The organism is Aestuariivivens sp. NBU2969 (assembly GCF_019931125.1).
Lineage (GTDB): Bacteria > Bacteroidota > Bacteroidia > Flavobacteriales > Flavobacteriaceae > Aestuariivivens > Aestuariivivens marinum.
The window spans coordinates 333,066-359,390 of sequence record NZ_JAIOUU010000001.1 but is presented as its reverse complement, the minus strand read 5'-3'; the positions used below and the strand labels follow the sequence as shown (position 1 = coordinate 359,390).

The window sequence follows — 26,325 nt, the reverse complement described above, 5'->3', positions numbered from 1 at the left end:
TTAAATATGTATATAGCACAAGCATTTAATGTATTGCATGATTGGTGGCGTTATTTAATAGGTGTATTTATTGTAATTTTTGCAGTTATAATAGGTCAGCTACCTTTTACCTTCGCTGTTTTATACAAATCGTTTACCAACGGAGAGGGGCTAAATAATTTGGATGAAACTAAAATGATGCAATTACTGGAACCAAATTTAAATCTGTTCTTAATGTTGTTGTCGTTTGCTGCTGGTTTGGTAGCAGTTATTTTTGTAAGCAGGATTTTGCATAAACAGTCCTTAACCCACTTAACTACCAGTAGACCTAAAATAGATTGGAAACGGTTTTGGTTTGTTTTTATACTTTGGGGTGTGGTATCAAGTAGCATGGTTATTATTGACTATTTATACATTAGTCCGGAGCATTATCTTTTTAATTTTAAACTGATTCCCTTTTTAATATTATGTGCTATAGCCATTATTTTTGTACCCTTACAAACCAGTTTTGAGGAATATTTGTTTAGAGGGTATTTAATGCAGGGCATTGGTGTGATTGCTAAAAACAAATGGATACCACTCATACTAACATCGATTGTTTTTGGATTGTTGCACATTGCCAATCCAGAGGTTGACAAACTGGGTTACGTGATAATGGTTTATTATATAGGAACTGGTTTATTTTTAGGCATTATGACCTTAATGGACGAAGGTTTGGAATTGGCATTAGGCTTTCATGCTGCCAACAACCTATTTACGGCATTGCTGGTTACCGCAGATTGGACAGCGTTTCAAACACACTCTGTTTTAAAGGATATGAGCAATCCAGAAACAATGGGGGTAGGTGAAATCTTTGTGCCTGTATTTGTGATTTTTCCAATTTTGCTTTTTGTTTTGGCCAAAAGATATAAGTGGACCAATTGGAAGGAAAAGCTGTTTGGAAGGGTGGAAAAACCTTTGGAAGACAATTATAGGGTTGTTGAATAATAATAGCTTAATAAATTAAACCTAAAAAGTGAGGTTTAGAAGGTCTGGGCCAGGGCTACAGTATAATACTACAAATACTTGGATCGTGGGGAATTAGTTTGTAGTTTCACTAAAAAAATCAAATGGATCAAGAATTTAGTAAAAAAAGAAGGTCAACTTTAAAAAAGATAGTTGCTTCATTAGGAGTATTAGCAATGCCTCCAATTGTGTTATCTCAGGAAAGCACAATCAACAAAAAACGTAAACGTCTTTTAAAAATAGCACACATTACAGATGTTCATATATCTGAAGACAACAATGCCCCTGAGCGCTTTAAAAAATGTCTGAAAGAGATAAAAGCGCATAAGGTTGATTTTTTTCTTAATGGTGGGGATACCATTATGGCTGCCGATTATGGACATATCACTAGGGATCAGGTGCTCAACCAATGGGAATTATGGAAAATACTTAGAAAGGAGTTTATAGAATATGATATGTTTAGTTGTTTGGGGAACCATGATATGTGGTGGGCAGCGCCTGATAAAGCTGATACCATGTATGGTAAAGATTATGTTTTGGAAAATTTAGGCATACCAAACAGATACTATAGTTTCAAAAAAAAGCATTGGCATTTTTTAATATTAGACAGCAACAATAAAAATGCAGGATCCCTTGATCAAGAACAACGCAACTGGTTAGAAAACGAACTTCTTAAAATGCCCAAAGAAGCAAATGTGTTGGTAATGACACACTATCCCATTCTTGGAGTTAGCACAATTCCTTATGGAGGTAGCCACACCGATAGTAAATACATCACCAAGTTATTTTATAAACATAAAGACAAAAACATTCATTGTATAAGTGGACACATGCATTTATTGGACAACGCTGTTTATAATAATGTTAACTATTATTGTAATGGCTCCATGAGCGGCTTTTGGTGGGGTGATGGAGATGAGGAGTCTGCTGGAAAATGTTGGTATCACGAAACACCACCCGGGTATACCATTCTAGAATTATTTGATGACGGAAGTTTAAAAAACACATATTATCCCCATATTTATTGATTTACTAAGCAGAATTACTTGAGTTTCGAATATCCAAGCGAATCACTACGCTGCAGCCTTTTTTAAGGTATTTGCTTTATATGACGAATGTCATTAAAAAAAAGGCTGTACTTTTTTAACTTTAAACAATTCTAAAGTTAAAAGTAATCATGAAAAATTCAAATCTTTCATTTATTAAAACTACGTGCTATAATGTATTTATTATTGGTTTTTTATTTTTATTAACGGCCTGTAACAATGGCCCTTCAAAAGATAAAACAAATAAGACAGCAACCAAGGATACTGTAAAATTTGAGACTATTTATTGGAATGTTAAAGCCATCCATCCAAATGGACAAAGTCTCGATGTCAAAATGTTTGATAACGCAGGAGAATCTTTCGATATAAAGGCTATTCAAAACTCCGATCAAGATAACCTACTAGATGTAAAAGCTATTGTTGATGGTGAGATATTGCCTGTTAAGGTATTAGTAAGTAAAAATCAATATACACCTGTTGTAGCCATAACAGATGCTGGTAGTGCTTACAAGCTTAAAGCCATAACTCCAGAAGGGGAGGAATTTGAAATCATAGGCGTCGTTAGATTTGGAAATGTTGTTATTATCAAAGCCCTTACCAGTAAGGGAAAGTTCTATGGTGTTAAAGCCATTTCGCCAACGGGGCAACTTAATGATATTAAAGGAATAAAAATCAATTCTCAAGATAGAGAGATGACTTTAAAAGGCCATAGTATTTATGCACATGTAAAAGCAATGCATCCATCTGATAATGAAGATAATTTCACACTACCAAAGAAAAATATAACCAAAGGGCCTTACAAAAGTAATTTCGAAAGAATTATCTGGAATATTAAAGCGATAACCCCCGATGGTAAAAACCTGGATATAAAAGCTATTGATGCAAAAGGCAATATATTTGATGTAAAAGCTATACAAGACTCTAAACAACATAGTTTTATGGATATAAAAGCCCTTGTTGAGGGTGCAGAATTACCGGTTAAAATATTACAAAGATCAGAGTCTGATGAGTATGCCCCCATTAAGGCTATTGGAATTGATGGAACTATATACGACATAAAGGCATTGACAGAAGACAAGATAAAATTAGATGTAAAAGGCATTAGTAGATCAGGAAATATTATTCATGTTAAAGCTATTGACGAAAATGGGGAGTTTTACGGTGTTAAGGCATTTGCTCCAGACGGAAAACTTAATGCAGTAAAAGGTATTAAGATTTTTAACAGAACAGTGGAGATGAAAGTACAAGGACATCCAGTATATGCACATTTAAAAGCTATAAGTCAATAACCTGTTTTTGAACACTAGAAGTAAATGTCTTGCTCATTTGTGTTATAAAACAATCGAGCGTTTGGTAGCAGCTTGTGGTTATTATTAAAACCATAGCTAATTGTTGTTTTAATATTGAATCATCCACTGGATAATCCAATATTAAAAGTGTACTATAATGTTCTCGCGTTATGTAACTTGAGCTTTGGATAAAAGCGAAAAGTTCTTATTAATGTTTCTTGAAAAAATTTTACTCCAAAAGTTTCTTTACGATGTTTAATGGAACACTTATTATGCGACTAGCCTGTGGTGAGCGGAGCCGAACCATAGGAGGGAAGCGTAATGTGTGTGGAATGTAAATGAGAAGCAAGGAGCTAAAAATGGAATTAGTATTTTGCAAATTTTTTTTTTATGATTTTAAAGTTGTTTTATCTTCAAAAACATAATATTTAAGCAATAATAAATCAATTAACGCTGTTAATAGTAAACAACATCCCCAAGCTAATATATGACGCACGTTCAAAATTTCGGTTAGAAACCAATTAAGTAAAGAACTTAAAATAAGAACGCCAAAATCTAATACATAAGCCCTATATAAACTTTTCCAATAATTAGATTTAAACAAAAAGGTGAAATGTCTATGAAGAGCATGCTGTCTAGCAGTTCCAATTATAAAAGCTAATATCCAACTTATAGTCGCCCTAGGAGAAAATGGATTAAAGTAATAGATAATTTCATAGGTAATGAATCCAAGTAAAACGCCTAACAATGCAATTAATAGCATGCGAACAAATTCTTGGGATTTAGTATATTTTATAAACTTTTTAATCAATTACCAAATGGATAATATATATTAGGAATGTTTAATGGAATCTTCATAAAATAGTAAAATTAAGTAAAGATATGTGTATAGAATGAATGTGTTATTAATTATTTAGAAAATATTGAAATATTATAATTACATTCACTTTATAATCTAATAACCAGCTTTTTAAGAAATTGAAAAATCTAATTACCATTTACCGGTGGATAACCGCCCTAACGATTACCTTAATTACAGGAAGTATTGCTTTAGTCTTAGTTATCATAAGCTTCGGGAAGCTAAGAAACCTTTGTGTAATGTATATTATAAAACCTTCTTCTAGGTTTATTTTATGGGTTATAGGTTTCAAAAGTTATTATCCCGCAATGGACAAATTTCCGAAATATCAAGTACTTTATACTTTCAATCATAATGCTGAACAAGATATTTTTCTTTTAACTGCATTAGGGCTTCAAAATACTAGATTTCTTCTTTCTGAAAAAACATGGATTTATATTCCTTTAGTTATTTCTGCTTTAGCGACAGGAACATTTTATATACCTCAAAAAAAACATCCCAAAAGAAGATTAAGATTCTTTAAGAAAACCACTAAATTTCTAAAAGAAACTAACTACTCTATAGCCGCTTCTTCAGAGGGTGTGCATAATCATTTTCATGGAATTGCTCCTTTTAATCGAGGTATATATCGCATGGCTATAGAATGTAACATTCCAATTGTCCCCTTGTTTATTAATGTTCCAGAAGAAAGTAATATGACTGACTCTAAATATGCTAAAAACGGAACGCTTGGTATAGAGCTAATGGAAGAAATTTCAACAAAGCATTGGGATCTTAATAATCTAGACAAGCATGTTAACGATGTTCGAAATGTGTTTGTAGAGCGATTCAACGAGTTAAATCCAAACAGTAAAACTACATGAAAGAAAAGTATCAACAAGCACCTGGTAGAGGGTTAATGAATCAAACAGCTTTTGATTTACGGATGAATTATTTGGAGACCTTATCAAAAGACATTAGCAAGGATGTAAAGTCTGAATCTATAGCTTTATCTCAAATACAAAACAATATTGAAAGTTTTATAGGAACTGTTGAAATCCCTTTAGGGTTAATAGGTCCGCTATTATTTAATGATAAGAATAAGGCGCCAGAATTAGTGCATAGTGCTGTAGCTACAACAGAAGGCGCATTAGTAGCGAGTTTAAACAGAGGAGCTAAAGCTATAAGTGAAAGCGGTGGATTTGAAGCTCATATTGTGCATCAAAAAATGGTAAGAACACCCATGTATACTTTTAAGCGTTTGTCAGAGTCTATAGCTTTTGATGAATGGATTAAAAGTAATTTCAAAAAAATAAAAGAACAAGCACAAATGCATAGTAATCATGCTGAATTACTTGAAATTACAAGTGTTATTATTGGAAAAATTGTACATCTAAAATTTGTGTATTCTACAAGTGATGCATCAGGACAAAACATGACTACTTCATGTACTTGGAGTGCATGTTTGTGGATTGAAGAAAACTTTGAGTTGTCAACCTCAATTGAAATATTAAATTTTGTAATTGAAGGAAATGGTGCTTCAGATAAAAAAGTTTCTTTTTATGCGATGCAAAACGGAAGAGGATGCCATGTAATTAGTGAATGTTTTTTAACAAATGAAGTGATTGAAAAAACATTGAGGACAAATGCTAAAGATATGTTTAGCTCTTATAATCATTCCCTATCCATTAGTCGATTAGATGGTATGATCGGACATAATGTTAATGTAGCAAATGCCATCGCCGGAATATATGCTTCTACAGGTCAAGATTTGGCATGTATTCATGAATCCTCCATTGGTATTTTACAAATTGAACTAACAAAAGAAGGTTTATACTTATCATTAGTGCTTCCAAACTTAGTAATAGGAACTGTCGGTGGCGGTACTCATTTACCAGTGCCATCTCGAATATTAGAATTGATGGATTGTAAAGGTGCAGGAAAGATAGAGCGTTTTGCGAAATTAATTGCAGGATTTGCGTTGTCAATAGAAATTTCAACCTTGGCAGCTATTGTTAGTGGTCAATTTGCACGAGCACATCAAAAATTGGGAAGAAATAAACCTATAAAATGGTTGCTCAGATCTGAAGTAGATGCAGATTTTATAAAAACAAATATTCCATACTTTTCTGCAAAAATAGATTATGTAAATTTTAATAATGAAATCCATATGGAAAATGGAATTCTTACAGATTTAACAAAGAAAATTACTAAAAAAGTAATTGGTTTTATTAAGGCAGATATTCATTCTGTGGAAGGAAAAGAATATCCTTTATTGCTCAAAAGTAAAGCACTTGGCAAGGAGGTTCTAGATGGTTTACATTTTATGGCAAGTAATGTGAGTGTTGATTTAGCCGATATTCTTGCAAAGCATTACCATGTATTAGAATACAAAGACAATCATACAAAAGAAATAGACGTTTATGAAGCATTGCAGAATATAAGGTATCAATTCATGCCAGTTTTATATGGTACAAAAAATGATAGCGACAGAGAAATTTATTTGATTATTATGGAGCGATTAGCTTCAGAAAACATGTTGCTTATAAACTCTGAATCAACTCCAGAAAAATGGACGCTTCCAATCCTCAAAAAAACCATAAATAGCATTCATATTGTACATGCTAATTATCAATATGAAACAGATAAGATTGATTCAATAGAGGCTTTTGTTATTGAAAAAGCGCTTGAACTTTACGCTGATTTCGTCGCTTTGAACAGAAAGGATTATGATTATTTAGATGCAGACCATCGTTTTGATCAATTAACAGATTTTATAAATGATTGGAGAAAAAACGGATATAAACCCAAAAGTAAATTGACTTTAATTCATAATGATTTTAATCCAAGGAATATTGCAATAAGAACTAATGGAAATCCTTGTATTTATGATTGGGAGTTGGCGACTTACGGCATTCCTCATCGCGATATATTTGAGTTATTAGCTTTTACACTTGCACCAAATTTTGAGAAGTCAGATTTAACAGATGTATTGAAACACCATTACAAGTTGGTTAAATCACTAAATAATTATGACTATAGTTGGTCTGATTATTTGTGTGACTTTAAACTGGGAGGTCAGGCATTTTTAGTCTCTAGAGTTAATTTTTATTTGACAGGAAGTATTTTAATGAATTATCCATTTATTGAAAGGGTGTTTGCAACATCTTTTAATATGTTGGATACCGTTAAAAAGATGTCTTAGATGAATAATCTATATATTCATATATATCTGTTTTTTTTTCCTTTAGTTCTCGGGAATGTTTTGCATATGATTATTGTCAAGCGTAATTGGTTTAAAATCATAGCTATTCCTATTTCAAAAAAATTGCTTGGAAATAGTAAAACATATAGAGGAATCATTGTACTGCCAATCCTAACAGGGTTATTAGCCTTGCTAAGTAGTTATTGGTTTGGTCCTTTTGAAGTGTCATTAGCTAATGATGCATTCGTAGGTTTTGGACTTGGACTCGCTTACATTTTAGCAGAATTACCTAATTCATATATAAAAAGAAGGTTAGGGATCGCTAATGGAGAGCAATCAAAAAAGTGCAAATATTTACAATACTTTACAGATAAAGCAGATTCGTTAATTGGTGTTTTAGTATTCTATTTTTTTGTGACAACTGTCTCTTTTGGGACCATTTTAGTTCTATTTTGTATAGGCATATTGCTGCATATAAGTATCAGTCAACTTTTAGTATACACCAAAATAAAAAAGAAATTTTGATGTTTATACAATCTCTTAAAGAAAAGTTATCTACTGATTTGGTTGGCGCTAAAGCCTCAAGTCTTTCAGCACTATTTGAGTATGGATTTTCTGTACCTAATGGATATGCAGTCTCTAAAAGAGTACTGGAAATTTACACTAAAGACAAGACGCTTCCAGACGGTTTTAAACAATCTTTAGAAAGCTGTTTAGTTACTCTGAATTCACATAAAATCATCATTAGAAGCTCTGCTATTGGCGAAGATTCTGATAGTTTTTCTTTTGCGGGTCAGTTAGATTCTTTTGTGGTTAATAACAATACGGAAGAAGCACTAATAGCAATCCAAAACTGCTGGAATGGATTGAATAACGATAGAGTTATTGCCTATGCAAAACTTTCTGGAAAGAAGCTTATAGAAATGGGTGTGGTTATACAAGAGTTTGTTGAAGCAGATTATGCCGGAGTTACATTTACATCTTCACCTTATAATGTTGACCAAGTATATACAGAATATGTAAAAGGAGCTGGTGAACAATTGGTGTCGGGAAAAGTAACCCCTGAAAACTTTTCCGTTAATTTCACTGAAATACCTAAAGAAAATCTGCCTTTTAATGGTTCAGAATTAATTCGTTTAGCAACGACTTTAAAAGAAAAATACGGATATCATATAGATATTGAGTGGGTATCTAAAGGACAACATATATTTTTTGTGCAAGCAAGACCCATTACTGTTTTACAAAAAAAGAAAGTTCATTGGACAAACACAAATTTAAACGAGAATTACCCAATTCCAATGTCTCCGTTATTGTATTCTATTGCACGAGATTCGTATTATCACTATTTTAAAAACCTTGCTGGTTTATTACAAATTCATAAAAAAAGTCTTCGAACATTGGAGTATGATTTTAGCAATACAGTTGGTATTTGGAGTAACAGACTTTATTATAATATGACTAGCATTCACAATATTCTTTCTTCATCTCCATTAAAAGTATATTTCAAGGATGCATTTAATAAATTTGTAGGGTATTCTGAAAAAGATGTCGCTCAAATAGATACTTCTAAATCTACCTCTATTATTCGTTTTGTATTTCGTTTAATTCGATTGAATTTTTCATTAGAAAAACATGTTAGAAGCATCGAGAAAATGGTTGATGATTTTGCTTTTAAAGCGAATTCAAAAGATCAGAGTCTTCCATTGTCAACATTATTTTATACTTTTTTAGACCTAAGATTCAACCAATGGTATCATGCAAGCTTGGCTGATTTTTTCTCTATGATTCATTATAAAGTTTTAGGTGAAATAACGAAGAAGTTTTATGGCAAAAAAAGCATCGGGATGCACAATACTTTGGTACAAGCTATTCCTGGCTTGATGAGTAGTGAGCCGTTAAATGAGACCTATGATATTGTTCAAGAAATTAATAAAAACAGTGAGATAAAGACGTTCTTTGATTCACACTTGCCAAAAGAAGTTTATCAAGAAATTCAAGAGAATCCAAATTATTCACATTTGAAGAAAAGCCTTAGTTCTTATCTTGAAAAATGGGGATTTAGATGCTCTGGTGAACTTATGTTTTTTAGCACAAATTATATTGAAGAACCCACTAAATTTATAGAGTTGTTACAAGTCTATATGTCACAAGATGCTCAAGATCCAAGAAAAGCAATTGCTATTAAAGATCGAGAAAGAAAACTAGCTATGCGCAATTTTGCATGGAAAATAATAAAGAAAAGATCAATATTTTTCCCAATATCAATTGTAGAAGTTGGGATGCTTTACTTAAGCGCAAAACTTTGTAAGCAAGCAATATCGAGCAGAGAAAGAGTGCGTTATAAACAAGCAGAAATGTATTATCATTTTAAAACCATTGTTAAAAAAATTGGAGCTCAATTTGTAGAAGAAGAGAAGATTACTACTGCAGATGACTTATTTTTTATGAGTTATAAAGAGATTGGTGAATTACTATCTTCTTCTGCCATTTTTTCGAAAGACATTAAGGAATTAATTATAGAACGACGTACAAGATTTAATATAGAATCTAATAATGAATATCCAGAAAACTTTACAACTAATTTTGGAGAAAGACCAGAGTCCATAAAGGAAGAAGTTTCTTATTATGGAGATTTCACAGAGTTTAATGGATTGGCTGTTAGTGGAGGAAGGATTAAAGCAAGAGTAAAAGTATTAGAATCTGTATTAGAAAGTGCGAAACTCAATAAAGGAGATATATTAGTAACAAAACAAACAGATCCTGGATGGGCTATGGTATTTCCATTAATTGGAGGACTTATTGTTGAGCGTGGAGGAGCTTTGTCTCATGGCGCAATAGTAGCACGAGAATTTGGAATTCCGGCAGTAATAGGAATAGCAAATATTACAGAGATTTTGAGCGACAACGATGAAGTAATCTTAGATGGAGATCTTGGTAAAATTCAACTTTTATGATAGCTGTTTTAATAGAATATATAAAAATTAGAATTCACCTTGTTCAACTCATAGGTTTGACAATACTATTGTCTATCCTAGTATTATCTAGGAATAATACTTTCGATGTATGGATGTATTCGATGCTGTTTTTAGTTGCATCTTTTATTGTGTTTAGAATTTTAGACGATGCTTTTTCTGTGGAAGCTGACAGGAAAGAACATTCAGAGAGGACCTATTTAATTCCTCAGAAATTCAAATCATTTAAAAAAATAACAGCAATCATTATTGGCATCTATCTATTAAATATAGGACTACTTTTTTCAACTGCTTTTTTAATAATACTGCTACTTTTAATTAGTTCATTGGTTTTATACCTTTTGTTTGAAAAACACTTATCAGTTCTAAAATTAATTCCATTATTAAAATACCCAATTCTTCTATATTGTGTTTCAATGATTTCATCTAATGAAGTTGAACTAGGGATACTCTTTTCTTCATTTTTGTTAATGGCTGGCTTTGATAGTTTTGATAGTGTAAAAAGAAATTCAAATCGCATTTGGCAACCTATGCTATTTCTTTTTTTTTGCAGTATGTTCCTTTTTAAACCATGGTTAAACCAAATTGATATTCTATTTAGCTTAATCCCTTTACTCATAATTTATTTGATTAGAAACAAAAGTGTTGCTCCCTATTTTTCAATACTATATTTTCCAATAACATTCTTTATACTAAAACATTGATAATATGAACACTCCATTTTTAAAAGATTTCAAAAATCCAGATAGGTACCGATTTGAATTGGTTAATTGTTATTCTTGTAATAGCGATGATTATTCATTTTTCTTGAAAGGGGAAGAAGATTTAACAGGTAAAGAAGGCGAGTTTCAATATGTGAAATGCAATAATTGTGAGATGGTTTATCAAAATCCCAGAATTACCTTAGATCAAATTAAAGAATTTTATGACGGAGAATATATTGCCCACCGTAAAAAGAAAAACTGGGGAATATTAACGCCATTGTATGAATGGACAATGAATAAGCACGATAGAGATAAGGAAAAGATAGTTGTTAAACATATAGAACTCAATAATCAAACAGAAATTCTTGATGTTGGTTGTGCGGTAGGCACATTTTTATTGCATATCAACAAAAAACACGGTGTTAGAATAAGTGGTGTAGATTTTAAAGAAGGATTAGAATATCCAGATTTCAACAAAATTGAATTTTATGAAGGCTTATTTTATGAGCAAAAGATAGAAGAGAATAGATATGATGCGGTAACGATGTGGCATTTTTTAGAGCATTGTTACGACCCTAATAAATCAATTCAAATGGCAAAAAAAGTATTGAAAAAAGGAGGGAGATTGATTGTAGAAGTTCCAAGATTAGATAGTTTAACTTATAAAATATTTGGCAGAAAATGGCCTGGAGTTCAAGCTCCACAACATACCGTTTTGTATGACAAAAAAGCGTTTATTAGTATGATTGAAAAAAACGGATTTAAGGTTTCTACATATTTGCCTTATGGAGCCTTTCCTCCTTATTTTTATATTTTTGCAGGATCCTATTTTAGAACAATAGGGAAGAACTTAAATCTAAATCGCATTATTTTTCCTTACTTTTTAGGACAACTAATATTGACACCTATACTATGGTTTCAAAAATATTTAAACCTTTCTATGCAAACTATAGTTTGTGAAAAAATAGAGAGATAATTTGACACAATGAATCAAAATAAAACAATTTCAAAAAATTTAAAAGCAAGAAACGATATTGCTTTCTTTAGTTTATTAATTCCAGTAACGTTGTTAGTTTCTGGGGTACTGCTTTCTATCAAATACGAAGGACTTTTATATTGGGTTGGTCAATTAGTATTGTCGTTTTTCTTTCTTCAGACTTTTATTTTATTGCATGAATGCGCTCATTTAAGTTTTTTTAAATCACGTTCAATAAATGTAGTATTTGGGCATCTGTTTGGTATTCTATCGTTTATTCCATATTACTCTTGGCAACAAATGCATAATTTACATCACCGATGGACAGGTTGGAGAGACAAAGACCCTACTACAGAATCTACAATAAGTCCAAGTTCTTCTAAAGTAAAAAACTGCATAGTAAATATCGCCTGGAAATTATGTATCCCTCTGTTTTATTTGAGTTATAAATTAAGTAATTACTGGAATTTGTTTAAGATAAAACGTTTTTTAAATCCAAAAAAATATAAAAAAGTTAAAACACAATTTCTTGTTTACTTAGCAGTGTATGCGATGCTTTTTTACTTCTTTTGGAAATATATAGTACAGGTCTTTATTTTTGCATTTGCGATAAGTTTATTGTGGAAAGAGTTGGTTATTATGACACAACATTCTCATATTGAAATCCCTATTTCTAATAATAAGGAAGTGAAACCCATATCCTATTTAGATCAAGTGCAGTACACTAGAAGCTTTTATGTCAATTTATTCTTTGCGAAGTACTTCTTGTTTAATTTTAATCTTCACGAGGTGCATCATGCACATCCTGGAATACCTTCGTATAAGTTATCGGATATAAAGTTAGAAGCTCATCAAAAACCAAATTTTTTCTATTGGTTATTTAAAGCAAAAAAGATGAAAGGTGTAGATTATATCTTTAAATCATCTAAGCATACAGGAGAGATGTTTTAATTATGCATTTTATTGAATATCCTAATATATGTAATTTCTGTTCTGATGGAGGTGATAACTCCTACCAATACTACATTATAAACCTGATTTCATCGTAAGGATTTAGAAAAAAAGTGCTAATTGTTTTGTGTTTTCAAATAGATGAATTGCAAGTGCAGAAACTTAAAACATTATGTCAAATAGAATTTCCTTGTTAAACTTGGCCGCATAAAATTTTGGCTAAAACAATAGGTGAAAAGAGCGTGCATATTTTAGGGGTTTAACAATAAAGAATTTTAAGGGTTTCAATTATACAAGGTATTTCAAAGTAATGTTAACGAGTTCGAATGTTTCCTAAAATATAGCGAATGAGCCGTTAATTGTTTCCAAAATTATATGCAGCCTTGATTTTTAGTTTCTTTTGCATCAAGGCAAAAGATAATGCACAAAAAGAAAACTTTAATTTAAGTTCTACATAGAACAAGTGTATAGAAATTATCGCGTAGCGTAATTTTATACTCTTGTGGCAACTTGACGAGAATCGCGTAAAAATTTTTTTGACGTACATTTTATCATATACGCGAATTTTCATACAATGCAAAAAGTGAAGCTTTTATATGGCGTTGGCAAGCGATGGATAATTGTGTGTAAAATAAATTGTGGTAACAATTTGATTTTATAAAACAATCGAGCGCTTGGTAGCGGCTATTTTACATAACGGCAAATTATAGATACAAATGATTTAACGAAGCGAAGCGTACCGATTAAAAAAGTTTAATGACCCAATCAGTATGTTTCTTTAGTATTCCAAAACTTTATGGGATATTTTACATAATAGAAAATTATAGCTATCAAATGTACATTTGGGATAAACAGCTATACAAACATATTTGTACTATAATTTATATTATGTCAAATAAAATATTGAGCTGGAAGAATTATTGAATTAACATTGGCATATTACTGCTACTCCATTGCATAACCTTAGTCATTGTCCAAACCAATATTATGCTCTTCTTTTTTTAATTTCAAATACCCATTACCTTTAACCTTAAAGGCATTATAGTCTTTCTTGCTATATGACATGAAGTTGGACGAACGTCGATAGACATCCTGAAAATCTGCATGCTTTTTTTTACGGCTTGTGGTGTTATTGGTCTCCATATGTTTAAATATTTAAGAAATTGTTTAATAGAATTAGCAATAATTTATGGAGCATTTTATTGCTAAATTCTTCATAAATATAGTATTTATTATTTAACGTACGTGTATATTTGCCGCTTTAATGCTCCAAAAAATGAAAAACAAAAGTTCCAAATCGCGTTTACAACTCTTACATCAGTATTATAACTATACTGGGTTCTATGGCTTTGTTTGGGATGCCATTAAGAAAACCATACCTGTTATAGCCCTTGTAATACTGGGTGTTGTTATCGTCAATAAGTTTTTTAATATTAATGCCGGTCTGGTACATTTAACCGAAGCTTTAGCTCCCACAGGGGTACTGAGTTTCTTTTTTGCTTCGGAAACCATTTTGGGTCTTGTACCTCCAGAAATATTTATTGCTTGGGCTGGTAAAATGAATTATCCCTGGTTGTTTTTGGGTTTATTGGCTATATTATCCTATGTTGGTGGTTTAATAACTTATGCTATTGGTTATAGCATTACCAAGCTTCCAAAAGTGCATAGCTATATGGAATTGAAATTGGAAAAACAACTAAGACAATCCAGAAAATGGGGCGGTTTTTTAATCATTGTTGGAGCCTTATTGCCACTACCCTTTTCTATTTCCTGTCTTACAGCAGGATTAATAAACTTTCCGTTTAAAAGTGTTACCCTTTATGGATCCTTGCGACTGTTGCGCTTTTTATTGTATGGGCTTGTTATTTTTCAAGTAGTATAAAAAAAAGCTATTCATACAGTTTTTATTGTATCAAATAGCTTTTTTAAAAAACGCTGATTATTTATAAAATTGAATGTGAAATAATAATTACATTCAATTTAAAGCCACTCTCTGAAGAAATCCATCATTTCTTCTTTTAAATCATAATGTAACTTAATATAAGTTCGCATATCATCTTTTAGGGTATTTTGCTCATTTTGTAAGCGGCCATCAATATTTTCGTTGTAATCTGCTTTATAAATATTGGCCAATTTGTTTCTACAGCGGTGCTTCAATTTTGAAATGGCGGCCTTTTCTATCATGATCCTGTTTTGAAAATTTTCAATGGACATGTTAGCCCGTTTATCGAATGTTCGGCCTGCAATTTCTTCCAGTTTTTCTTCAAACGTATCCATTTCATTAAAATGAAACTGCAGTTCCCTTTTCCAGGTGTCTAAATTGAATTTAAGATCACTTAAATAATTTGCTTTTACTATCATGGCATTTATATTAAATTATACTTCTTCTTTTACGAGTTGTTCTTGTATGTTGTTTGGCACCAGTTGGTAAGATGAAAATTTAGAACTAAATGTGGCCTTGCCTTGAGTTAACGACCTTAAATCGGTAGAATAGCCATACAATTCAGCTGCTGGTATGGTACACTTTAGTATTTGGTAATGATCTAAATTATCAAAGCCTTGAATAATGGAACGTCTGGACTGAAGGTCGGTCATGACATTACCTACCATATCTTCTGGCACCTTAACGGTGAGTTCGTTGGTGGGTTCCAATAACTTAGGATTTGCATTTAGAAAGGCTTCTTTAAAAGCATGCGCTCCAGCTATTTTAAAGGATATATCATTAGAATCTACGGGATGCATCTTACCATCATACACCATTACACGAACATCACGGATGTAAGACCCCGTAAGTGGTCCCTCTTCCATCACTTCCATAACACCTTTCATAATGGAGGGTAAATAGCGTAGATCAATAACACCGCCCACAATACAATTGTAAAAAACGAGCTTACCACCCCATGGTAAATCCACTTCTTCTTTTCCTCTTATATTAAAGCCTTCAGGTTCTGGCATACCTTCAAACCAAGGTTCTATTTTTAAATGTACTTGGGCAAATTGTCCAGAACCTCCCGATTGCTTTTTATGGCGGTAATTGGCCGTAGAGGAACGTTGTATGGTTTCCCTATATTTTATTTTTGGTTTGCTATAGGTTGCGTTTATACCATATTCATTTTTTAAGGTCCAATCAATAATGGCTAAATGCAGTTCACCTTGACAACCCAATATTTGCTCTTTAGACTCCTTAGAATAGTTAATAAGTACAGTAGGGTCTTGTTTGTGGATTTTTTTAAGCGCTTCACTAAGTTTTTCATCATCGGCCTTATTGGTCACAGTAATAGCCTTTTGAATACGGGGTTCAGGGTACTGAATGGGTTTAATGGTAATGGGTTTATTACCTGTATACAGTGTATCGTTGGTTTCGGTGAACTTTAGTTTTAGGGTTGCTCCAATATCACCAGTCGACAATTTGTTTACGGGTTCCCTATTTTTTCCATCCATAATAAACAGTTGGTTTATCACTTCGGTTTCACCATTTCTGGAATTGGTGAATTTATCATTTACATTTACCTCTCCCGATTTTACCTTAAAAAAGGTAATTTGCCCCAGGTTGGATTGGTAAAGGGTCTTAAACACAAAAAGTGATGTGGTTGCATCAACTTTAGGGGTTATCTCCTCGCCTTCTATACTTTGTTCTGGCTTTAAGTCGGCTGCAGCTGGAGCTACGTTATCAATAAAGCCCATTAATCGACCAGTACCCATATCCTGAAGTGCAGATACACAAAACACAGGAAACAAATCGTGGTTTAACATCCCCAGCTTAATCCCTTTTCGCATTTCATCCTCACTAAGTGTACCCTTATCAAAGTACAGTTCCATAAGCTCCTCATCATTTTCGGCTGCTTTTTCAACCAATTCGTTGTGTAAATAGTCTGCCTTCTCCTTTTCATACTCTGGAATTGCTATTTTTTCCGGTTTCCCACCATTTGGTCCAAATTTGTAGCACTTCATTTTTAACACGTCGATAATGCAGTGTGAACCATCAAGTTTTATAGGATATTGAATCTGGACAGCATTATTTCCAACTAAGTTTTTAATACTTTTTAAGGCATCATCAAAATGACAATCGGGGTGATCGATTTGATTAATAATAAATAAGGTTGGCTTGTTATATTTATCGGTATAGTTCCAGATAATTTCAGTGCCAACCTCAACGCCATGCCTACCGTTTATAACGGCGGCAACCGTGTCTCCCACCCTGATGGATGAAATGATTTCACCAATAAAATCATCCAAACCGGGAGTGTCAATGATATTGATCTTGTAATTGCGCCACTCAGTATGTAATGGTGTTGCAAATATTGATGCCTGGCGTTCCTGCTCAATATCATGATAGTCGGATGTTGTATTTTTATCCTCTATTGTTCCACGTCTATTAATCAAACCAGCTTCAAATAACATGGTTTCTGCTAAAGTAGTTTTACCACTATCGTGAGCACCCACAAAAACTACATTTTTAATGTGCTTATCGTCAAATACTTTCATACACTTACGGTTTAAATGTTGGTAATAGCCCTTTAATAAAAAAAGATATATTCAGGCTTTAAGATGACCTAAAATTAATTCCTTAATTTACGAAAAAATATGATTAAAATCATTTTATAAATATTCTTAATGTTACCGTAACAAAAATGTATATCAATTCACCTGTATATTACAATGTCTGTCCTATTTTTGCAAAAAAAATAATATGTCGTTTTTAAGTGTTTTTAGAATTATAGCTTTATTGGAAGGTGTGTCTTATATCCTGTTGCTTTTTATTGCCACCCCAATTAAATATACCCTAGACGATCCTCAGTATGTAAAGTTGCTGGGGATGCCCCATGGCCTGCTATTTATAGCCTATATAGCCATAGCAATGCTGCTTAAACCCAGTTTAAACTGGAGTTCCAAAAAATTTAATTATGTGCTTTTAGCCGCTATTGTTCCTTTTGGAACTTTTTATATTGATAGAAAATATTTAAAATAATATGAAAGATATAAGACGTTTACTTTTTGACTATTTGTTAGAAACAGGAATTAATCAAGTTACGGCCAAATATCTAAACATGTTTGCGCTTTTACTGGTTTTATTAATTATCCTTTATATAACTGATTTTCTAATAAGAAAACTGGTACGGGTAACATTTATAAACTTAGCCCGTAAGACTAGAACCCATTTTGATGATTTATTGATTACCAATAAAGTACCAAGAAACATTGCGCATATTATTCCGTTGTTGATTGCATTGAAGTTTATACCGCATGTACTCTTTCAATTTGAATGGTTGGAAAATATTGTTGAGAAAGGGCTTAAAGTATTTGCTATAATACTAACGCTTTGGATTGTTAGAAGTCTTTTAAGCACACTCGAGGATTATTTTAAAACCTTACCGCGGTTAAAGGACAAGCCTGTTGATAGTTATATCCAAGTATTTATGATTTTTGCATGGATATTTGGTGTTTTTGGAGCATTTGCCATTGTTAGTAACATTAAATTTTTAGAGTTTTTGGCTGGAATAGGAACGGCTTCGGCCATTATCCTGTTAATCTTTAAAGACACCATTTTAGGTTTTGTTGCCAGTATACAGGTATCCATTAACGATATGGTACGTATTGGCGATTGGATTACCTTCGAAAAATTTGGAGCCGATGGTGATGTAATAGAGATTAATCTTGCAACCGTTAAGGTGCAAAACTTTGATAAAACCATCACTACTATTCCAACTTATGCCTTAATTTCGGATTCGTTTAAGAATTGGAGAGGCATGGTGAATTCTGATGGCCGACGCATTAAACGTGCTTTAATTATTGAGTTAAACAGTATATCTTATCTATCTAAAAATGAAATAGATAAACTTAAGTCTGTTCAATTAATTTCAGAATACTTAAATACACGTGAAAAGGATATTGGGGCTTATAACGAAAACCATAATATTGACAAGTCCTTATTATTGAATGGCAGAAACTTGACCAATATTGGAGTATTTCGAAAATATGTTGAGTCGTATATAGAACAGCATTCTGCCGTAAATAAAGAGATGATTATTATGACCAGGCAATTAGAGCCTACGACCCAAGGCCTGCCTTTGGAAATTTATTGTTTTAGCAAAGACAAACGTTGGCAAAATTATGAATACATCATGGCTGATATTTTTGATCATCTTATTGCTGCGGTTCCGTATTTCAATTTGAGGCTATACGAATTACCAACCAGTACAGGTTTTGGTACAATACAAAAAAAGAGTCAGTAATTCTGACTCTTTTTTTATTATAATTTGGTTCTGTTTTTTTAGATATTCGCAGCCAACCAGTCCCCTACATCACTAGTGCCGTAAGCTTTTCCTCCATTGGCTAAATCCTCAGTAACAATACCTTCAGCTAGAGCTTTGTTTACCACTTCTCTTATAGCTTTACCTTCTTCATGTAAATTAAAAGCGGTTTCAAACATCATAGCTGCCGATAAAACAGTTGCCATTGGATTGGCGATATTTAATCCTGTTGCTTGTGGATAAGAGCCATGGATAGGTTCAAATAAAGCAATATCCGCACCCATAGAAGCCGATGGCATTAAGCCCATAGATCCGGAAATAACAGAGGCCTCATCGGTTAAAATATCTCCAAATAGGTTTTCAGTAATCAATACATCATAACTGTTTGGCCATTGCACTAAACGCATAGCAACAGCATCAACAAACTCGTAACTTACTTCTACTTCTGGATAGTCCTTTTCCATAGCTTGAACAGTCTCTCTCCATAGACGCGAAGTCTCCAAAACATTGGCTTTATCAACACAACATAGCTTTTTACGACGATTCATGGCTAACTCGAAACCCTTTTTGGCTAAGCGTTGTACTTCGGCGCGTGTATAAACGCAATTATCATAAGCCGTTTCACCTTCATCCCTTCTGCCTTTTTCGCCAAAGTATATACCACCTGTCAATTCGCGTAAAAATACTAAATCGGTACCTTCTATACGCTCTTGTTTTAAGGGCGATTTATCCAATAATGACGGAAATGTAAACGTAGGACGTACATTGGCAAACAAACCTAATTTTTTACGCATTTTCAACAAGCCTTGTTCTGGACGTACGGGAGCCGAAGGGTCATTATCGAATTTTGGATGGCCAATGGCACCAAACAATACCGCATCGGCATTGGCGCAAACGGCATGGGTTTCATCTGGGTAAGGTTCACCGACAGCATCAATAGCTGCTGCTCCTGTTAATGCAGGTTTCCAATTAATCTCATGTCCAAATTTTTTAGCAACTGCATCACTTACTTTTACTGCTTGTTCTATAACTTCTGGTCCAATACCATCTCCAGCTAAAAGAGCTATATTAAATTTCATGTATTTTAATTATTTGTTATTTTTATATTAAATCTATCTGTATTCTTAGCTAACAACTATATTCAGCATTTTTTCAGTCGCTTTAATAGCCGATACTGTTTGATCGGAATCCAAACCACGTGTTTTAAATTCCTTTTCAGAATTTTTCCAAGTAATAGTTGTTTCACATAAGGCATCGGAACGGCTTCCGGGAGGAATTCGTACCGCATAATCTATAAGGTCTGGTAATGCCGTCTTTTTTCTTTTAAATATGCTACGAATTGCATTCATAAAGGCATCAAACTGCCCATCTCCTTGGGCGTTTTCCTCAAACGTATCATCTTCAATGGTTATTGACACCGTTGTTGAAGGCCTAAGACCTTTGGAATGAGTCAACACATACGAGTTTACCTTAACTTTTTCTTCATAGCTGTTATCCAAAACATCTGAAATGATATAAGGCAGATCTTCTTTGGTTACCATTTGCTTCTTATCCCCCAACTCAATAATTCGCTGTGTGACCTTACGCAAATCCTCATCATTCAATTGAAGACCCAACTCCTGTAAATTTTTTTGAATGTTAGCTTTACCGGAGGATTTTCCTAAGGCATATTGTCGTTTTCTACCAAAGCGCTCAGGCATTAAATCGCTAAAATATAGGTTTTTCTTGTTGTCGCCATCAGCATGTATGCCTGCTGTTTGTGTAAAGACGTTAGCCCCAATAATGGGTTTGTTGGCAGGAATCATAACTCCAGTAAAGTTTTCAACCAATTTACTTACAGTATACAGTACTTTTTCGTTTACCCCTATTTTTATTTCAGGTAAAAAGTCATTAATAACAGCAATAGTACTTGCCATAGGGGCATTACCAGCACGTTCGCCCATACCATTAACTGTTAAATGTAAACCATCAATTCCAGCTTTAAGCGCCTCCATAACATTCGACACCCCTAAATCGTAATCGTTATGGGCATGGAAATCAAAATGCAGATTAGGATATATGCTTCGTATTTCGGAAATAAACTCATAAGACTCTCTTGGAGTTAAAATACCCAAGGTATCGGGCAGCATGATACGCTTTACGGGTTGGGTTTCCAAAAAGGCTAAAAACTGCAATACATAATCTCTGGAGTTACGCATACCGTTACTCCAATCCTCTAAATAGATATTGGTTTCTATCCCTAAAGATTTAGCCAGTGTAATAGCTTCTGAAATTTCCTTAAAATGCTGTTCCGGTGTTTTTTTAAGCTGATAGGTTAAATGGTTTAATGAACCCTTGGTGAGCAGATTTTGTACTTTTGCACCCGCTTCAAGCATCCAATCAATAGAGACACCATTATCTACAAAAGTTAATACTTCAATCTTGTCTATAAAACCTTCTTCCTTGGCCCAAGAGGTAATGGCCTTAACGGCTTGAAATTCTCCTTCTGAGACACGTGCTGAAGCAATTTCAATACGGTCAACTTTTAATTCTTCCAATAAAAGTTTAGCTATGGTAAGCTTTTCAGAAGCTGAAAACGACACCCCCGAGGTTTGTTCACCATCGCGCAGTGTCGTATCCATTATTTCAATTCGTTTTGTTGTTGCCATGTATTTATAGCATCAAATCGTTAGCAAATGCTTGTATATCGTCTTTCATATTTTGAAGATAATCAATATCGTCAAAACCGTTTAGTAAATTTTCCTTTTTATAACTGTTGATATCAAACAATTCCTTGGCTCCAGTAGATAAAATGGTAATGGTTTGTTCAGGAAGGTTTACCTCTATTTCCGTTTTAGAATCGTTATAAATAGCTTCAAAAATTTGCTCTGAGAACTCAGGGCTTACCTGTACGGGCAAAACACCTACATTTAAACAATTGTTTCTGAATATATCGGCAAAGAAACTAGACACCACGCAACGAAACCCGTAATCGTAAACTGCCCATGCTGCATGCTCCCTTGAAGAGCCAGAGCCAAAGTTTTTACCTCCTACCAATATTTTACCACCGTACAAAGGATTGTTTAATACAAAACTTTCCTTAGGTGTGTTATCTGAATTATACCTCCAGTCCCTAAATAGGTTATCTCCAAATCCTTTGCGCTCAGTTGCTTTTAAAAAACGAGCTGGAATGATTTGGTCGGTATCTACATTTTCCAATGGTAATGGAACTGCTGTGCTTGTTAGTATATTAAATTTATCGTATGCCATTTTATATTGTTTTTTGTTTAATCACTGATTTGTTTGTCAATTCAATGATTATAATAATTCTCTTGGATCGGTTACTACACCAGTTACTGCAGCTGCAGCGGCAACAAGCGGACTGGCTAACATGGTTCTTGATCCAGGTCCTTGGCGTCCTTCGAAGTTTCTGTTCGAAGTACTTACCGCATATTTACCAGCGGGAATCTTATCGTCGTTCATTGCCAAACAGGCAGAACATCCTGGTTGTCTTAAACTAAATCCGGCTTCGGTAATGATGTCCAAAATTCCTTCTTCCTTAATTTTATCTTCTACTTCATGAGATCCAGGTACCAACCAAGCAGTAATATGATCGGCTTTTTTACGGCCTTTCACGATAGAGGCAAATGCTCTAAAATCTTCAATTCTACCATTAGTACAACTGCCAAGGAATACATAATCAACTTTTTTACCAATCATGGATTCATTTTCACTATAACCCATATAGTCCAAGGATTTTTTATAGGTCGCAATACCACCTTCAACTTCTTCAGCATTTGGAATACTTTTAGAAATACCTATACCCATACCCGGATTAGTTCCATAGGTAATCATAGGTTCTATATCACTAGCATTAAAATGGAACTCTTTATCGAATGAAGCACCATCATCAGTTTTCAATGTTCTCCAGTAGGTAACGGCTTTATCCCAAGCCTCTCCTTTTGGAGACATTGGCTTATCCTTTAAATAAGCAAATGTCGTGTTGTCTGGAGCAATCATACCACCTCTGGCTCCCATTTCTATAGATAGGTTACAAACAGTCATACGGCCTTCCATGGTCATGCTTTCAAAAACATCACCAGCATATTCCACAAAATATCCTGTAGCACCAGAAGTAGTTAATTGTGAAATAATATAAAGCGCAACATCTTTAGGTGTAACACCCTTGCTTAATTGTCCGTTAACGTTAATACGCATTTTTTTAGGCTTTGGCTGCATAATACATTGTGTAGACAACACCATTTCTACTTCTGAAGTACCAATACCAAAAGCAATGGCTCCAAAAGCACCATGGGTGGACGTGTGTGAATCACCACAAACAATTGTAGCGCCCGGAAAAGTAATTCCATTCTCTGGTCCCACTACATGAACAATACCATTTTTTTTATGTCCTAACCCCCAGTGGCTAATTCCATGTTCCTTTGAGTTTTCTTCCAAAGCTTTTAACTGATTGGCAGAAAGAGGATCTTCAACTGGTAAATGCTGATTGATGGTTGGTGTATTGTGATCGGCCGTAGCAAACGTCCGTTCTGGATATAATACCTTCAATCCCCTATTTTTCAAACCTAGAAAAGCTACTGGGCTAGTTACCTCATGAATGAAATGACGATCGATAAAAAATACGTCTGGACCACCTTCAATTTTTCTAACCACATGCGAATCCCAAACTTTATCAAACAATGTATTGCTCATAAATATGTTTATTTACTATAATTTAATTTAATGCTTAAGTTTTGAGCATTATGCTGCAAAAGTCAGCAAAGTTATATCTTATTACAATTAATTAAAACTTTAAGGGGCTTTGTTGTTGAATTTTTATAAAATTACCAACATATACATTAATTATTGCATTTTTTTCAACGGAATAATATAAATGCCAATAATTTTAAAACACTGGATTTTTATAGACAAACCACTAATTAAAACAGCTCTTGTTGGTCATCCTCATTGGGTATTTTTAAATTGTAACCCAACTCAGTATTAATCTTTTTTATGAAGTATGCCGATAATAAGGGAGATTCTTTTTCAATGTTCTGATGGATGAAAAAATCAATTTCCTTAATGCCCTGTAATTTCCAGAGCTTTAAACGCTCTATCCAGTCGTCCAATCGGGTATAATCCGTTACATGGTTTGCCCCCACATATCTTACAAATGCCGTAGGATTGGTCAATCGCATATGAAGTAAATCACGCCTACCTGCTGTATCTACAATAATATTGGAAATATTATGAGTTTCCAATAATTGATATAATTCTTCAGCTACGACCTTATCATTATACCAATCGGTATGCCGAAATTCTATAGCTAAGGGGATTTCTTTTGGCCACTCTTTTACAAAATCAACTACCCGATCAAAATCCTTTGGTGCAAAATTATTGTGCATTTGTAAAAACATGGTGCCTAATTTTTCTTTTAAGTTGGAAGTGTTGTAGATATAATGTTCAACTACTTCTTTTATATTGTTCAAACGCTTCCAATGGCTGATTTCCTGGTTGAGTTTTGGAAAAAACTTAAAATTATCAGGTGTTTTTTTATACCAATTGTAAAATTGCTCCGCAGGAAAGATACGGTAGAAAGTAGCATTAAGCTCTATGGAATTAAACTGTCTTGAGTAATATGTTAATTCATCCTTGGTTCCTTTTGGATAAAACCCTTTAAGGTCTGCTTTGTTCCATTTAGCACAGCCCACATAAATCTCAGGGATACTGTCATCTTTAACCTTTATCAGTACTTTTTTTGTATCTGGATGGTCTTTTGGCAGGGTAAAATCAATAGCTTCAGGATTGTCTATACTTCCAAATTTCATATGTCGTTTGCTGATTTAAATTATTAAACGGTTTAAAGATAAAGATAAGGAAAACCACTATGTTGATAACCTAGTTAATAATTAGAACACTTATGGTCATTACCTGTACCAATAATCTCTATTTTTATTTAAAACACCTAATCATGAACACAAGAGACCTTAACCTAAAGCAGACAAGACCTGAGGTGTTAACTGCTACCATTAATGACAGCATGAGTAGTGATGAGCGTTTTCAGAATTTGGTGCTACGCCCAGTAATTAAACTACAAGAGGAATTGTTTATTGTGGTTTTTAGAAATTATATCGCTAAGCACAAATCGGTATTTTATGGATTAACATTAGAAAAGCGTATTGACTACATTGAAAATGCCATACACAAAGACATGAAATTTAGAAACTCTTTAAAAGGCATGGTCATAGGGCAATTTACATTGGAGGAATACGCTATTTATATTGAAAATTCTTCAGCCTTGAACAAACGCATGATGAACCTGGTTAAGGAGCGCTTATTAAGCAATATTCAATTATTTGAAAAACCTGAGTATTTAACTGCTGTTTAATTTTGTTAAATTAAGGACACTCCGTTCAAATCAGTAGTCAACACCTCGCTCATATAATCAAAATATGGACGAATGGCCTTGAAGGCTTGGTCTACTTCGTTAAGAAAATTAACATCCAATACATCCATGTCGGTAAACTTTTTAACAAATATATATTGCTTCTTTTTTATTAAATCGATGGCTTTATGATCTTTGCTAAATCCTTTTGGTGCAGTCTTTACTTCATCTCCCACAAAGCTCCCCCAAATGGCTTTAAATGATTTTTCATTTATAATTTGCCTAATTTCTTCATCATCCATTTCAAACTCTTTTCGTATACGCAATAAATCGACTGGCTCTGGCTCCCAAAAACCTGTAGCAATAAAACTCTCATTGTTGGGTTGAATATGTAAATAATAACCGCCTCTTAATTTAGGTTTTGATCTGTGAAAGGCCCCACCAAAATGGGTTTTGTATGGTAATTTGTTTTTAGAAAACCTTACATCACGATAGATGCGAAACATTTTAAGCTTATCAATATCATCATGATTATTAAGGCTATCTAACACCGTGTTGTAAACCTGTTTTACTTCTGCTTCAATGACCTTGAATTCTTTTTTATTTTCATTGAACCAGTCACGATTATTGTTTTTTTCTAATTTTTTAAAAAAATCTAATGCCGATTTTGGTACTGTTACGCTCATAAATGAATTTTTTTCTAAAATACAAAAAGTCTATATTTTACTAGGATAATTATGGTTAA

At 33.4% G+C, this 26,325-nt stretch carries 24 protein-coding genes; 13 read left to right on the top strand and 11 right to left on the bottom strand.

What is annotated here, in order from left to right:
• Nucleotides 1-6 precede the first annotated feature (6 nt).
• The 3 genes from K7G79_RS01535 (at nt 7) to K7G79_RS01525 (ending at nt 3,319) form a co-directional block, all read left to right on the top strand.
• On the top strand, nt 7-966 hold the full coding sequence (locus K7G79_RS01535; protein ID WP_223548472.1) for a CPBP family intramembrane glutamic endopeptidase: 960 nt from the start codon (nt 7-9) through the stop codon (nt 964-966).
• Between the two features lie 122 nt (nt 967-1,088).
• A complete protein-coding gene (locus K7G79_RS01530) occupies nt 1,089-2,012 on the top strand; it encodes a metallophosphoesterase (protein ID WP_223548470.1) in 924 nt (307 codons plus the stop codon).
• 149 nt (nt 2,013-2,161) lie between these two features.
• The gene (locus K7G79_RS01525; RefSeq protein WP_223548468.1) at nt 2,162-3,319 is read left to right on the top strand and encodes a hypothetical protein; all 1,158 of its coding nucleotides are present in this window, start codon (nt 2,162-2,164) and stop codon (nt 3,317-3,319) included.
• Nucleotides 3,320-3,707: 388 nt separating this feature from the next.
• Here K7G79_RS01525 and K7G79_RS01520 read toward each other — a convergent pair whose 3' ends face one another.
• On the bottom strand, nt 3,708-4,130 hold the full coding sequence (locus tag K7G79_RS01520) for a GtrA family protein (RefSeq protein WP_223548467.1): 423 nt from the start codon (nt 4,128-4,130) through the stop codon (nt 3,708-3,710).
• Nucleotides 4,131-4,486: 356 nt separating this feature from the next.
• Here K7G79_RS01520 and K7G79_RS01515 point away from each other — a divergent pair, with 356 nt between their 5' ends.
• Genes K7G79_RS01515 through K7G79_RS01500 form a run of 4 tightly spaced genes read left to right on the top strand, consistent with a single transcriptional unit; the run spans nt 4,487 to nt 10,316 of the window.
• Nucleotides 4,487-5,041, top strand: coding sequence for a 1-acyl-sn-glycerol-3-phosphate acyltransferase (locus tag K7G79_RS01515; protein WP_223548465.1), 555 nt, complete (start codon nt 4,487-4,489; stop codon nt 5,039-5,041).
• Nucleotides 5,038-7,362 carry a phosphotransferase gene (locus K7G79_RS01510; protein ID WP_223548463.1) on the top strand — a complete coding sequence of 775 codons (2,325 nt, stop codon included), beginning with the start codon at nt 5,038-5,040 and terminating at the stop codon, nt 7,360-7,362. Before K7G79_RS01515 ends, K7G79_RS01510 begins: the two co-directional genes overlap by 4 nt.
• On the top strand, nt 7,363-7,887 hold the full coding sequence (locus K7G79_RS01505; protein WP_223548461.1) for a CDP-archaeol synthase: 525 nt from the start codon (nt 7,363-7,365) through the stop codon (nt 7,885-7,887).
• Complete coding sequence (locus K7G79_RS01500; RefSeq protein WP_223548564.1) at nt 7,887-10,316, top strand: PEP/pyruvate-binding domain-containing protein; 2,430 nt, start codon at nt 7,887-7,889, stop codon at nt 10,314-10,316. The genes K7G79_RS01505 and K7G79_RS01500 overlap by 1 nt, the downstream gene beginning before the upstream one ends.
• A 274-nt stretch (nt 10,317-10,590) precedes the next feature.
• Here the strand turns inward: K7G79_RS01500 and K7G79_RS01495 are convergent, their stop codons facing one another.
• Nucleotides 10,591-10,953, bottom strand: coding sequence for a hypothetical protein (locus K7G79_RS01495; RefSeq protein ID WP_223548459.1), 363 nt, complete (start codon nt 10,951-10,953; stop codon nt 10,591-10,593).
• Nucleotides 10,954-11,042: 89 nt separating this feature from the next.
• On the opposite strand from K7G79_RS01495, the gene K7G79_RS01490 reads away from it, so the two are divergent.
• Nucleotides 11,043-12,014 carry a bifunctional 2-polyprenyl-6-hydroxyphenol methylase/3-demethylubiquinol 3-O-methyltransferase UbiG gene (locus K7G79_RS01490; protein WP_223548458.1) on the top strand — a complete coding sequence of 324 codons (972 nt, stop codon included), beginning with the start codon at nt 11,043-11,045 and terminating at the stop codon, nt 12,012-12,014.
• A gap of 9 nt (nt 12,015-12,023) precedes the next feature.
• On the top strand, nt 12,024-12,965 hold the full coding sequence (locus tag K7G79_RS01485; protein ID WP_223548456.1) for a fatty acid desaturase: 942 nt from the start codon (nt 12,024-12,026) through the stop codon (nt 12,963-12,965).
• 963 nt (nt 12,966-13,928) lie between these two features.
• On the opposite strand, the gene K7G79_RS01480 is transcribed toward K7G79_RS01485, so the two are convergent.
• Nucleotides 13,929-14,108 (bottom strand): hypothetical protein, encoded by a 180-nt coding sequence (locus K7G79_RS01480; RefSeq protein WP_223548453.1) that lies wholly within the window; start codon nt 14,106-14,108, stop codon nt 13,929-13,931.
• Nucleotides 14,109-14,241: 133 nt separating this feature from the next.
• Here K7G79_RS01480 and K7G79_RS01475 point away from each other — a divergent pair, with 133 nt between their 5' ends.
• Nucleotides 14,242-14,847, top strand: a complete 606-nt coding sequence (locus K7G79_RS01475; protein ID WP_223548452.1) for a YqaA family protein — start codon at nt 14,242-14,244, stop codon at nt 14,845-14,847.
• 98 nt (nt 14,848-14,945) lie between these two features.
• On the opposite strand, the gene K7G79_RS01470 is transcribed toward K7G79_RS01475, so the two are convergent.
• Both K7G79_RS01470 and K7G79_RS01465 read right to left on the bottom strand, forming a co-directional pair.
• A complete protein-coding gene (locus K7G79_RS01470) occupies nt 14,946-15,326 on the bottom strand; it encodes a hypothetical protein (RefSeq protein ID WP_223548450.1) in 381 nt (126 codons plus the stop codon).
• 15 nt (nt 15,327-15,341) lie between these two features.
• Nucleotides 15,342-17,450, bottom strand: a complete 2,109-nt coding sequence (locus K7G79_RS01465) for a translation factor GTPase family protein (RefSeq protein ID WP_223548448.1) — start codon at nt 17,448-17,450, stop codon at nt 15,342-15,344.
• 205 nt (nt 17,451-17,655) lie between these two features.
• Here K7G79_RS01465 and K7G79_RS01460 point away from each other — a divergent pair, with 205 nt between their 5' ends.
• Together K7G79_RS01460 and K7G79_RS01455 are read left to right on the top strand one after the other, a co-directional pair.
• Entirely contained in the window at nt 17,656-17,934 is a 279-nt protein-coding gene (locus K7G79_RS01460; RefSeq protein WP_223548446.1) for a DUF3817 domain-containing protein, read from the top strand.
• A 1-nt stretch (nt 17,935) separates the two neighbouring features.
• On the top strand, nt 17,936-19,198 hold the full coding sequence (locus K7G79_RS01455) for a mechanosensitive ion channel family protein (RefSeq protein WP_223548445.1): 1,263 nt from the start codon (nt 17,936-17,938) through the stop codon (nt 19,196-19,198).
• Nucleotides 19,199-19,236: 38 nt separating this feature from the next.
• Here the strand turns inward: K7G79_RS01455 and leuB are convergent, their stop codons facing one another.
• The 5 genes from leuB to K7G79_RS01430 form a co-directional block, all read right to left on the bottom strand.
• Nucleotides 19,237-20,295 (bottom strand): 3-isopropylmalate dehydrogenase, encoded by a 1,059-nt coding sequence (gene leuB, locus K7G79_RS01450; RefSeq protein ID WP_223548443.1) that lies wholly within the window; start codon nt 20,293-20,295, stop codon nt 19,237-19,239.
• A 45-nt stretch (nt 20,296-20,340) separates the two neighbouring features.
• Nucleotides 20,341-21,864 (bottom strand): alpha-isopropylmalate synthase regulatory domain-containing protein, encoded by a 1,524-nt coding sequence (locus K7G79_RS01445; RefSeq protein WP_223548442.1) that lies wholly within the window; start codon nt 21,862-21,864, stop codon nt 20,341-20,343.
• 4 nt (nt 21,865-21,868) lie between these two features.
• Nucleotides 21,869-22,465 carry a 3-isopropylmalate dehydratase small subunit gene (leuD, locus tag K7G79_RS01440; RefSeq protein WP_223548440.1) on the bottom strand — a complete coding sequence of 199 codons (597 nt, stop codon included), beginning with the start codon at nt 22,463-22,465 and terminating at the stop codon, nt 21,869-21,871.
• A gap of 48 nt (nt 22,466-22,513) precedes the next feature.
• Nucleotides 22,514-23,908 carry a 3-isopropylmalate dehydratase large subunit gene (leuC, locus tag K7G79_RS01435; RefSeq protein ID WP_223548439.1) on the bottom strand — a complete coding sequence of 465 codons (1,395 nt, stop codon included), beginning with the start codon at nt 23,906-23,908 and terminating at the stop codon, nt 22,514-22,516.
• A 227-nt stretch (nt 23,909-24,135) separates the two neighbouring features.
• Complete coding sequence (locus tag K7G79_RS01430; RefSeq protein ID WP_223548437.1) at nt 24,136-25,023, bottom strand: DUF72 domain-containing protein; 888 nt, start codon at nt 25,021-25,023, stop codon at nt 24,136-24,138.
• A gap of 143 nt (nt 25,024-25,166) precedes the next feature.
• Between K7G79_RS01430 and K7G79_RS01425 the strand changes: the two genes are divergently transcribed.
• Nucleotides 25,167-25,583: a glyoxalase gene (locus K7G79_RS01425; RefSeq protein WP_223548436.1), complete on the top strand. Its 417-nt coding sequence runs from the start codon at nt 25,167-25,169 to the stop codon at nt 25,581-25,583.
• Nucleotides 25,584-25,588: 5 nt separating this feature from the next.
• Here K7G79_RS01425 and K7G79_RS01420 read toward each other — a convergent pair whose 3' ends face one another.
• A complete protein-coding gene (locus tag K7G79_RS01420) occupies nt 25,589-26,266 on the bottom strand; it encodes a DUF2461 domain-containing protein (RefSeq protein WP_223548434.1) in 678 nt (225 codons plus the stop codon).
• Nucleotides 26,267-26,325: the final 59 nt, after the last annotated feature.

Excerpts from the sequence above, each read along its gene's own strand:
- K7G79_RS01465 (WP_223548448.1), bottom strand. The coding sequence starts at position 17,450 with ATGAAAGTATTTGACGATAAGCACATTAAAAATGTAGTTTTTGTGGGT.
- K7G79_RS01485 (WP_223548456.1), top strand. The coding sequence starts at position 12,024 with ATGAATCAAAATAAAACAATTTCAAAAAATTTAAAAGCAAGAAACGAT.
- K7G79_RS01425 (WP_223548436.1), top strand. The coding sequence starts at position 25,167 with ATGAACACAAGAGACCTTAACCTAAAGCAGACAAGACCTGAGGTGTTA.
- K7G79_RS01505 (WP_223548461.1), top strand. The coding sequence starts at position 7,363 with ATGAATAATCTATATATTCATATATATCTGTTTTTTTTTCCTTTAGTT.
- K7G79_RS01495 (WP_223548459.1), bottom strand. The coding sequence starts at position 10,953 with ATGAGTAAAGGGATTAAGCTAAATAGAATATCAATTTGGTTTAACCAT.
- K7G79_RS01420 (WP_223548434.1), bottom strand. The coding sequence starts at position 26,266 with ATGAGCGTAACAGTACCAAAATCGGCATTAGATTTTTTTAAAAAATTA.
- K7G79_RS01460 (WP_223548446.1), top strand. The coding sequence starts at position 17,656 with ATGTCGTTTTTAAGTGTTTTTAGAATTATAGCTTTATTGGAAGGTGTG.
- leuC (WP_223548439.1), bottom strand. The coding sequence starts at position 23,908 with ATGAGCAATACATTGTTTGATAAAGTTTGGGATTCGCATGTGGTTAGA.
- leuB (WP_223548443.1), bottom strand. The coding sequence starts at position 20,295 with ATGAAATTTAATATAGCTCTTTTAGCTGGAGATGGTATTGGACCAGAA.
- leuD (WP_223548440.1), bottom strand. The coding sequence starts at position 22,465 with ATGGCATACGATAAATTTAATATACTAACAAGCACAGCAGTTCCATTA.
- K7G79_RS01475 (WP_223548452.1), top strand. The coding sequence starts at position 14,242 with ATGAAAAACAAAAGTTCCAAATCGCGTTTACAACTCTTACATCAGTAT.
- K7G79_RS01525 (WP_223548468.1), top strand. The coding sequence starts at position 2,162 with ATGAAAAATTCAAATCTTTCATTTATTAAAACTACGTGCTATAATGTA.
- K7G79_RS01455 (WP_223548445.1), top strand. The coding sequence starts at position 17,936 with ATGAAAGATATAAGACGTTTACTTTTTGACTATTTGTTAGAAACAGGA.
- K7G79_RS01480 (WP_223548453.1), bottom strand. The coding sequence starts at position 14,108 with ATGGAGACCAATAACACCACAAGCCGTAAAAAAAAGCATGCAGATTTT.
- K7G79_RS01515 (WP_223548465.1), top strand. The coding sequence starts at position 4,487 with ATGGACAAATTTCCGAAATATCAAGTACTTTATACTTTCAATCATAAT.
- K7G79_RS01490 (WP_223548458.1), top strand. The coding sequence starts at position 11,043 with ATGAACACTCCATTTTTAAAAGATTTCAAAAATCCAGATAGGTACCGA.
- K7G79_RS01510 (WP_223548463.1), top strand. The coding sequence starts at position 5,038 with ATGAAAGAAAAGTATCAACAAGCACCTGGTAGAGGGTTAATGAATCAA.
- K7G79_RS01500 (WP_223548564.1), top strand. The coding sequence starts at position 7,887 with ATGTTTATACAATCTCTTAAAGAAAAGTTATCTACTGATTTGGTTGGC.
- K7G79_RS01470 (WP_223548450.1), bottom strand. The coding sequence starts at position 15,326 with ATGATAGTAAAAGCAAATTATTTAAGTGATCTTAAATTCAATTTAGAC.
- K7G79_RS01445 (WP_223548442.1), bottom strand. The coding sequence starts at position 21,864 with ATGGCAACAACAAAACGAATTGAAATAATGGATACGACACTGCGCGAT.
- K7G79_RS01430 (WP_223548437.1), bottom strand. The coding sequence starts at position 25,023 with ATGAAATTTGGAAGTATAGACAATCCTGAAGCTATTGATTTTACCCTG.
- K7G79_RS01530 (WP_223548470.1), top strand. The coding sequence starts at position 1,089 with ATGGATCAAGAATTTAGTAAAAAAAGAAGGTCAACTTTAAAAAAGATA.
- K7G79_RS01535 (WP_223548472.1), top strand. The coding sequence starts at position 7 with ATGTATATAGCACAAGCATTTAATGTATTGCATGATTGGTGGCGTTAT.